This window comes from Streptomyces sp. AB3(2024), from assembly GCF_041862025.1.
In the GTDB taxonomy this organism is placed as follows: Bacteria; Actinomycetota; Actinomycetes; order Streptomycetales; family Streptomycetaceae; genus Streptomyces.
In genome coordinates this window covers 1-8,541 of sequence record NZ_JBGWAB010000210.1, presented here as the reverse complement: position 1 = coordinate 8,541, position 8,541 = coordinate 1, and the positions used below count along the sequence as shown (strand labels likewise).

Here is an 8,541-nt window from a genome sequence, read left to right as displayed (position 1 = left end):
CGCGGGCCCGCCGCCGCCCCCGCCCCCACCGCCCCCAAGCCCCGCGCCCGCCGGCCCGCGCCGGGCGCACCCCGGCCGGCGCCTGGGCGTACGTTCGACATGGCGCCCCTGTGCGCGGCGGCCCGCGGGAGGGTCGACCCCTCCATCGTCGCCCTGTGTCACTGACGCCCGGGGCGTCACCGACGGCGCGTCAGACCCGGTCCGGGCCAACCTTCCGGGCCACCGGTCCGGACCAGGTGCCCGGTAGCGGCGGCAAATTGAGTGGATGCTCCTGCTCCGGATACCTAGAGTGACCGCACGACCCGTCACCCGCCAGGAGCCCGATCATGCGCACGCACTACCCCCGTACGGCGCACCTGCCGTGGTCCCCGGGTGCCACGCCGGACGACGTGCGCGCGAGCGGGCCGTCGGCACTGGCCGGGCGGGAGGTGGTCGTCACCGAGAAGCTCGACGGGGAGAACACCACCCTCTACCGGGACGGCCTCCACGCCCGCTCCCTCGACTCGGGACACCACCCGTCCCGCGCCTGGGTCAAGGGTCTCCAGGGCCGGATCGGCTCCGGCATACCGGAGGGCCGGCGGGTGTGCGGGGAGAACCTCTACGCCCGCCATTCGCTCGCCTACGAGGAACTCGACAGCTGGTTCTACGGGTTCTCCGTGTGGGACGGCGACCACTGCCTCGACTGGGACCCGACCGTGCGCTTCCTGCGGCGGCTCGGCGTTCCCACGCCGCGCGTGCTCTGGCGGGGCGTCTACGACGAGCGGGCGCTGCGCCGGCTGCGGATCGACACCACCCGCCAGGAGGGCTACGTCGTCCGCACGACGGCGGGCTTCCGGCGCGAGGACTTCGGCCGCTCCGTGGCCAAGTGGGTCCGCGGCGGCCACGTGCGGACCGACACCCACTGGATGTGCGCACCCGTCGTCCCGAACGGGCTCGGCGCGAACGCCCCGCTGTGGGCTGTCCGTTCGGGCTCCGAGCCGGACGCGGCCGGGCTGCTGGCCGCGGTCGGACCCGGCCCGGACCCGGAGGACGGGTCCGCAGCCGGGGCCGGGCGCGCCGTCGCCGAGGTCACCGCCCGGCTCGACGGCGCCGGCCGTACCGGGGACGCCCGGCTGGCCGGGGTCCTGGCCGCCGCGCTGCACCGCGAACCACGGGCCTCCCTCGGCTCGCGGCTCGCGGCGGGGCCGCTCGGGATGGCGGCCGCCCGGCGGGTGGCGGACCTCGTCGGGCTGTACCCGGCCCTGCGGCGGCCGTTCCCGGACGAGGAACGGCGGGCCGGGCTGGTCCGGATGGCGGCGGCGGCCGACCTCGGGGTGCTGCACGCGCTGGCGGCTGCGCTGCCGGGCGGCGATGACGACCCCGGAGCGCGGGAGTGCGTCGAGTGGTCCGCGCTCTGTGCCGAGGAGGCGGGGCTGCTCGCCCCCGACCCGCTGGACGGCCTGCGGACCGGGCTGCGGGAGGCCCTCGCCGGCCTGGACGGGGACGCCGTCGACCGCTGCTGGGCCGAGGCCCGCGAGGCCTACGGGCGGGGCGCGCTGTCGACCCCCGAGGAGGCGGTGGCGGCGACCTGGCGCTGGCGCGACGCCGGGTCCTTCCCGCGGCTGGTGCAGCTGTGCGGCCCCTCGGGCAGCGGGAAGAGCACGTTCGCCCGGAGCCTGCCGGGAGCCGGCGCGTACGTCAGCCTGGACGATCTGCGCTCCGCCCGTGGCGCGCGCGCCGACCAGCGGGCCAACCCGGAGGTGCTGCGCCAGGGGCTGGAGCGGCTGGACCGGGAGCTGGCCGCGGGCGGCACCGTGGTGTGGGACGCCACCTCCCTGACGGAACGGCAGCGAAGCCTCGCCGGTGCGGTCGCGCGGCGCCGCAACGCGCTGGTCACCCAGGTCGTGGTGCTGGTCGGGGAGCCCGAGCTGGTGCGGCGCAACTCCGTGCGCCCCCACCCCGTACCCGAAGCGGCGCTGGCGGCGCAGCTGCGCCGGTTCGCCCCTCCGTACCCCGGGGAGGCGCACCGCACCTGGTACGTGGGCGCGGGCGGCACGGTCGAGGACTCCGCGGGCGGGCGGGGACCCGCGTGCGGTGAAGGTGAAGGGGAGGGCGTCTGATGCGCACCAGTGAGCAGCTGTACCACCGGGTCCGCTGGGACCCCCGCTTCGACCCGGCGCGGTTCACCCTCGGTCTCCTCCAGCGCGGCGCGGCCCCCAAGCGGGTGCCGCTGCCCTCTTTCGTGCCGGGTGGGGACATCCCCTGGCACCGGGTGCTGTTCGTCGAGGCCGACGACGAGCTGGTGTGGGACCGGGCCACCGGGGTGGACCGGATCGACGAGACGCGGGCCGGGCGGGTGGGCGACGTCCGCGTGCTGGCGGCCCCGTTCTTCACCGCCCGGACCCCGCACGCGTGGGACCCGGCGGACGATGGTGGCTGGAGGCCGGCGGCGGCCGGACCCGCCGCGTGTCCCCCGGCTCGGGTGCGGCTGCTGACCTGGAACGTCCTGTGGGACCGGTACGACGCCCCGCACATCGCCACCGCGCGCCGCAGGCCGCAGCTGCTGGCCGCCCTGATGGCGGCCGACGCCGACGTGATCGCGCTCCAGGAGGTCGAACCGGCCCTGCTGGCCCTGCTGTTGGCCGAGCCGTGGGTGCGGGAGGGGTACTGGCTGGGCACCGATCCGGACGGTACGGACGTGGCCGACAACGGACTGCTGCTGCTGAGCCGGCTGCCGGTGCGGGAGGCCGGCGTGCACCGACTGGGCCGGCACAAGGCGGTCACCGCCGTCACCGTGGACACGGAGGGCGGCCCGCTGGTCGTCGCGGCGACGCACCTGAGCAGCGATCACTCCGAGAACGGGGCGGGCCGGCGGGAGGCCGAACTGGCACGGATCGCCGAGGGACTGGCCGTCGTCGACGGCGGCTTCGCGCTGCTCGGCGACTTCAACGACGGCCGGGCCGGGGACCAGGGGCCCGCGGCCGCTCTGGGGCTGCGGGACGCCTGGAGCGAGGTCCACGGCCCGGCGGACGACACCCCGACCTTCGACCCGGGGGTGAACCCGCTGGCCGCCCTGGGATCACTGTCGGGCCGGGCGGGCCGGCTGGACCGGATCCTGCTGCGGGCGGCCGGGGGCCTGCGGGTGCGGGCGGCCGCGCTGCGGGGCGACGTGCCGGGGCCGCAGGGGCTGTTCACCTCGGACCACTTCGGGGTGGAGGCCGCGGTGGAGTACGGGGCCGCGGACGCGGGAGCCGCGCTGAGCGGCGTACCGGTGACGGCGCGGACGGCGGTGGCGTGGCTGCCGCCGCACGACGCGGCCGTCGAGGAGCTGCGCCGGGCCCACGACCCGGGGGCCGACCGCTGGCCCACGCACGTGAACCTGCTGTTCGGCTTCGTGCCGGAGTCCTCCTTCGAGGAGGCCCTGCCGCTGCTGGCCGGTGCCGCGACCGCCACCCGGCCGTTCACGGCCCGGCTGGAGGGCGTGCACTCCTTCGGGCACCGGGAGGAGGCCGCGCTGTGGCTGGACCCGGCAGCGGGCACGGGCGGTGACGTCCCCTGGCAGGAGCTGCGCCGGGCCCTGCTGGACCGCTTCCCGGACTGCGCGGGCCGCGCGGACGGCTGGACCCCGCACCTGACGCTGGGCCGGAGCGGGGATCCGCGGCGGGCCGAACGGGAGTGGGCGGCCCGGCTCGGCGGTGGCGCCCCGGCGCGGGTGGGCTCCCTGGCCGTGCTGTCGCGGCGCGGGGACGGGCCCATGCGGGTACGGGCGACGGTGGCCCTCGGGACGGGCGAGGTGCGGTGGATCCGGGAGGCGGCGCCGGTCTCCCTCGCGGAGTCGGCGGAGCCGGGCGGGGCGGCGGAGGCCTCCGCGACGACGGGGACCGATCCGGCGGCCGGAGCCGCCGGGCGGGTCGGCGCGCGGATCGCGGCGGCCCTGCCGGAGGGGCTGGTGCGTACGGCCGGCTCCCGCCGGATGGGCTGCGCCCTGCCCGGTGCCGACCTGGACCTGGTGGCGGTGCTGCCGGGCGCGCCGGACATCGCCGGGGTACGGGCGCGGGTGGAGGCGGCCCTGCCGGAGGCCGAGAGGCTGCGGGAGGTGACCGGGGCCCGGGTGCCGGGGCTGCGGCTGCGGGCGTCCGGGCTGGACGTGGACCTGGTGGTGGTCGCCGCGGGTGCGCTGGAGCCGGCCCGGGCCGTGGAGCGCGGGACGGAGCTGGGCGAGGCGGCCGCGGTGGCGCTGAGCGCGCTCGGCGACGCGGACGCCGTACGGGAGGCGGTGGGCGCCGACCACGCCGCCTTCGCCCGGCTGGCGCGGGAGGTGAAGGCCTGGGCGCGGGCCCGGGGCCTGGACTCGGCGCCCTTCGGGGGGCTGCCGGGGCTCGCCTGGTCGGTGCTGGCCGCGCGGACCGTCCGGGACTGCGGGGAGCGTTCCGCGGGGGCGCTGCGGCGGGAGTTCTTCGGGACCTGGGCGGCCTGGGACTGGACGCGGCCGGTGGCCCTGGACCCCGGTGCCCCTCCCCTCCCCGGGCCGGACCCGGTCACCGTCCTCACGCCGTCCGCGCCGGTCCGCAGCTGCACCGGGCAGGTGGGTCCCGGGATGCGGGACCTCCTCGTACGGGAGCTGTACCGGGCGTGGGAGCTGCTGGAGGAGGATCCCGACGGGCCGGCCCGGCTGCTGTCGGCGCCGCCGCTGCACCGCAGGCACGCGGCGTGGGCGGTGGTGGACGTACGGGCCGACGCGCCGCGGGAGTTCGAGGAGCGGCTGGGCCGCACCCGGGGGCGGGTGCGCGCCCTGCTCGGCGCGCTCGCGGACGCCGGGGTCCCGGACGCGCACGCCTGGCCCCGTCCGTTCGAGCGGACCGGCACGCTGGCCCGGTACGCGATCGGCCTGGGCCCCGCGCCGCCGGACGCCCCGGCCCTCGCGGCACTCGCCGGCCCCTGGTCGGCCGGCCTCCCCGGCGTGAAGGTCACCCGGGCCGCGAACGGCGAGGTCCCCGGCCTCCACCACCCCGTCCGGGGTCGTCGTCTCCTGCCCTGATCTCCCGCCCCCGCCCGTACGGGCGGTCAGACCTCGATGACGATCTTGCCGGCGGTGTGGCCGGACTGGCTGAGGGCAAAGGCCGCCGCGAGGTCGGCGAGGGGGAAGGTCTCGGCGACCGTGACCGTGAGCTGTCCCGCGTCGGCGAGGGCCCCCAGGGCCATGAGGTCGACGCCCGCGGGGCGGACCCACATCCACTGGCCGCCCGCGCCCAGGACGGTGTGGTCGGCGATCGAGGCGTGCCGGCCGCCCTCGGCGAGGACGGCCAGGGTGACGTCGAGGACACCGCCGACGAAGTCCGCGACGACGCTGACGCCCTCGGGGGCGAGGTCCCGGACCCGCTCGGTCAGGCCGTCCCCGTAGGCGACGGGTTCGCAGCCCAGGGAGCGCAGCCGGTCGTGGTTGCGCGGGGAGGCGGTGCCGATGACCCGCGCGCCGAGCGCGCGGGCGATCTGCACGCCGAGGGATCCGACGCCGCCGGCCGCGCCGTGGACGAGGACGGTGTCGCCCTCGCCCGTGCCGAGCCGGGTCAGCAGCTGGTAGGCGGTGAGCCCGGCCAGGGGCAGGCCGGCCGCCTGCTTCCAGCTGAGGGAGAGGGGCTTGGGCGCGAGGGCCCGTACGGGGACGGTGACGTACTCGGCGAAGGTACCGCCGTGCACGTAGTCCTTGCGGGCGTAGGCGATGACCTCGTCCCCGGCCTCGAACTCGGGGGTGTCGATGCCCACGCGTTCGACCGTGCCGGCCACGTCCCAGCCCGGGACCACCGGATGGACCACGTCCATCAGGGCGTCGAGGCCGCCCGCCATGATCTTCCAGTCCACGGGGTTGACGGAGGCGCAGCGGACCCGGACGAGCACCTCGCCGGGGCCGACCTTGGGGACGGGCTGCCGGGTCTCGGAGAGCACCTCCGTCCCGCCGTAGGTGTCGTACGTCATCGCCCGCATGGTGGCCTGCGTGTCCTCCGGCATGTGCGCGCCCTCTCCGTGAGCCGTGAGCCATGATCCGTGATCCGGTGCCGTGATCGGGTGGAAGAGCCCCCTTGCCATCCCACCACGAAAGGCCGTGCCCGCCCCGGGAGGCGGGGCGGGCACGGCGCGGCGCATCGGGCCGCGGGCGGGCGCCGGGGCCGAGGTCCCGCTCCCCCCCTCGGCACCGGACCCGGCAGGGCACGGCACCTCACGGGGTCACTCGTACTCCGTGCCGCCCTTGCGCGTCAGGTACGCCGGGCTGACCGCCTTCGCGATGGCGCGCCCCCCGGTCACCGGGCTGTAGCGCTCCGCCGCCGGGCGGATCACGACGCCCTCGCGCAGGTGCAGGCCCCGGCCGGAGACGGTCTCGCGGCCGTTCGCCAGTTCCAGCACCTCCTCCAGCACGTACGGGCCCTCGAACAGCCGTGGCACCAGCGGCAGTTCGCCGTCGCCGAGTGCCCGCTCCGGGTCCAGCCAGCGCACCGTGCCATCGATCTCGGCGCAGACGTCGAAGACGGCGTAGCCGGGCGGCTCGTCGCAGGCGCCGCCGCGGGCCCCGTAGGCCAGGTCCTGCACCCCCGAGCCGTACACCTCGGCGAAGACCCCGACCCGGGTGGCGCCCAGCCGCGCGGCCAGCCGGGCCGCGACCCCGGCCACCCCGTGCCCGCGCACCGCACGCCAGTAGAGGTTGCGGTCGTCCTCCGTGAGCGCGAAGCCGCGGGAGCCGAACCCCTTGGAGGAGACCAGGACCCGCTCCCCGTCGACGACGTACGTCACGAGGCAGGCCGTGCCGTGGAGCTTCTCCGTGAGGACCACCGGCTCGCCCTCCTCGAAGATCCCCGGGTAGCGCCTCAGGTTCTCGATGTCCGTCCACGGCAGCAGGTCGGGGGCCGACTCGACCTCTCCGTCCATCGTCGTGGGTACGGGTGGCGACCATTTGACGATGCCGAGCAGTTGGGCGAAGTCGGTGCCCTCCTTCGCCGCCGACTCCAGGTCCACCCCGGCCAGCGCGCGGGGCCGGCAGACCAGGCCCTGTGAGAGCTCGCCGCGCAGCCGGACCGCCCGGACCCGGTCGTGGGAGCTTCCCGCGAGCCGTCCGGTCAGGCCCAGCTCCTCGATCAACGCGGCGGGCAGGACGGCCTGTTCGGGTATGTAGAGGGCGAAGTCGCCGCTGCGGTGGGCGCCCTTCGCCACGACGGCCCGGTAGAGGCCCACCTGGGCCAGTTCCAGGGCATCGGCGTTCGGGTGTCCGTGGACGGCGAGTTCCTCGACGGTGACGCGCAAGGTGGACAAGGTACGGCTCCTCTCGGGAGGTTCAGGACGTCCGGCCCACTGTCCGGTGGGCCTTTTGCGCTGGTCCAGCGAATATCGCGGTGTTAGCCTGCGCCGCGCGGGGGCCCGGCCCGCAGGCCCCGCCGCGCACCCGTCGTCACCGGTCCCAGGAGGCCCCCATGTCAGCTCGTCCCGTCACGGTCGTCACCGGCGGCAGCCGGGGCATCGGCGCGGCCACCTGCCTGCGGCTCGCCGCCGACGGCCACGACCTGGCGCTCGGCTACGCGCACGACGGGGCCGCCGCCGAGGACGTCGCGGAGCGCGTACGGGCGACCGGCGCCCGGTGCGTGACCGTACGCGGTGACACCTCCGAGGAGTGCGCGGTGGAGCGGCTCTTCGACATCGCCGGCGCCGAACTCGGCGCGGTCACCGGTCTGGTCAACAACGCCGGTGTGACGGGCCTGCCGGGCCGCCTCGCCGACGCCCGCACGGAGGACCTGCGGCGGGTGGTGGAGGTGAACCTGCTCGGGTACCTGCTGTGCTGCCGGCGGGCCGCCCGGGACATGGCGGAGAGCGGCGGCGGGGCCATCGTGAACGTCTCCTCCGCGGCCGCGACGCTGGGCAGCCCCGGGGAGTACGTGCACTACGCGGCGACCAAGGCGGCCGTCGACGCCCTCACGGTGGGCCTGTCCAAGGAACTCGGCCCGGACGGCATCCGGGTCAACGCGGTGGCGCCCGGCATCATCGAGACCGGGATGCACGCGGCGATGGGCGATCCCGACCGGCCCGCACGGGCGGCGGCGGGCATCCCGCTGGGCCGGGCGGGGCAGCCCGAGGAGGTCGCCGGGGCCGTCGCCTGGTTGCTGTCGGCGGACGCCTCCTACACGACGGGCGCGGTGCTGCGCGTCTCCGGCGGCCGGTGAGCAGCGCCGACGCCGTACGGAGCCACCGCGGGAGCCGTCACGGGGGCCGTCAGCCGAAGGCCGCCCGGGTCGCCGGGCCGTAGATCCCGCGCGGATCGCCCTTGATGTCGCGGTCGCGCTGGAGCTGGGCCACGCCGCGCCGGGTCTGCTCGTCGTAGACGCCGGTCTGCGAGACGTACGTGAACCCCTGTCCGTAGAGCCGCTCCTGGAGGTCGCTCACCTCCGGGCCGCGGTCCCCCGGGCGCAGCGTCCCCGACGGCTGCCCCGGGGGCTTCGCGACGGGCGCGCCCGTCCCCGGGCCGGACGCTACGGGCGTGGTCGTCCAGAGAAATGAATAACAAAAGTCTTAAAACCAATAACC

The 8,541-nt window shown here is 76.9% G+C and carries 6 protein-coding genes; 3 read left to right on the top strand and 3 right to left on the bottom strand.

What is annotated here, in order from left to right; all coding sequences use genetic code 11:
• Nucleotides 1–326: 326 nt before the first annotated feature.
• Nucleotides 327–2,099 (top strand): RNA ligase family protein, encoded by a 1,773-nt coding sequence (locus ACEPPI_RS38665; RefSeq protein ID WP_373919941.1) that lies wholly within the window; start codon nt 327–329, stop codon nt 2,097–2,099.
• Nucleotides 2,099–5,017, top strand: a complete 2,919-nt coding sequence (locus ACEPPI_RS38660; protein WP_373919940.1) for a poly(A) polymerase — start codon at nt 2,099–2,101, stop codon at nt 5,015–5,017. Before ACEPPI_RS38665 ends, ACEPPI_RS38660 begins: the two co-directional genes overlap by 1 nt.
• A 26-nt stretch (nt 5,018–5,043) precedes the next feature.
• Here the strand turns inward: ACEPPI_RS38660 and ACEPPI_RS38655 are convergent, their stop codons facing one another.
• Together ACEPPI_RS38655 and ACEPPI_RS38650 are read right to left on the bottom strand one after the other, a co-directional pair.
• Nucleotides 5,044–5,961 (bottom strand): NADP-dependent oxidoreductase, encoded by a 918-nt coding sequence (locus ACEPPI_RS38655; RefSeq protein WP_373919942.1) that lies wholly within the window; start codon nt 5,959–5,961, stop codon nt 5,044–5,046.
• Nucleotides 5,962–6,201: 240 nt separating this feature from the next.
• Complete coding sequence (locus ACEPPI_RS38650) at nt 6,202–7,278, bottom strand: RNA ligase (ATP) (RefSeq protein WP_373919939.1); 1,077 nt, start codon at nt 7,276–7,278, stop codon at nt 6,202–6,204.
• A gap of 158 nt (nt 7,279–7,436) precedes the next feature.
• Between ACEPPI_RS38650 and ACEPPI_RS38645 the strand changes: the two genes are divergently transcribed.
• Complete coding sequence (locus ACEPPI_RS38645) at nt 7,437–8,180, top strand: SDR family NAD(P)-dependent oxidoreductase (protein WP_373919938.1); 744 nt, start codon at nt 7,437–7,439, stop codon at nt 8,178–8,180.
• 49 nt (nt 8,181–8,229) lie between these two features.
• Here ACEPPI_RS38645 and ACEPPI_RS38640 read toward each other — a convergent pair whose 3' ends face one another.
• Complete coding sequence (locus tag ACEPPI_RS38640) at nt 8,230–8,400, bottom strand: peptidoglycan-binding protein (protein WP_373919937.1); 171 nt, start codon at nt 8,398–8,400, stop codon at nt 8,230–8,232.
• Nucleotides 8,401–8,541: the final 141 nt, after the last annotated feature.

Bases quoted from the DNA above. Each gene is read 5' to 3' on its own strand.
- ACEPPI_RS38665 (WP_373919941.1), top strand. From the start codon at position 327: ATGCGCACGCACTACCCCCGTACGGCGCACCTGCCGTGGTCCCCGGGT.
- ACEPPI_RS38660 (WP_373919940.1), top strand. From the start codon at position 2,099: ATGCGCACCAGTGAGCAGCTGTACCACCGGGTCCGCTGGGACCCCCGC.
- ACEPPI_RS38655 (WP_373919942.1), bottom strand. From the start codon at position 5,961: ATGCGGGCGATGACGTACGACACCTACGGCGGGACGGAGGTGCTCTCC.
- ACEPPI_RS38645 (WP_373919938.1), top strand. From the start codon at position 7,437: ATGTCAGCTCGTCCCGTCACGGTCGTCACCGGCGGCAGCCGGGGCATC.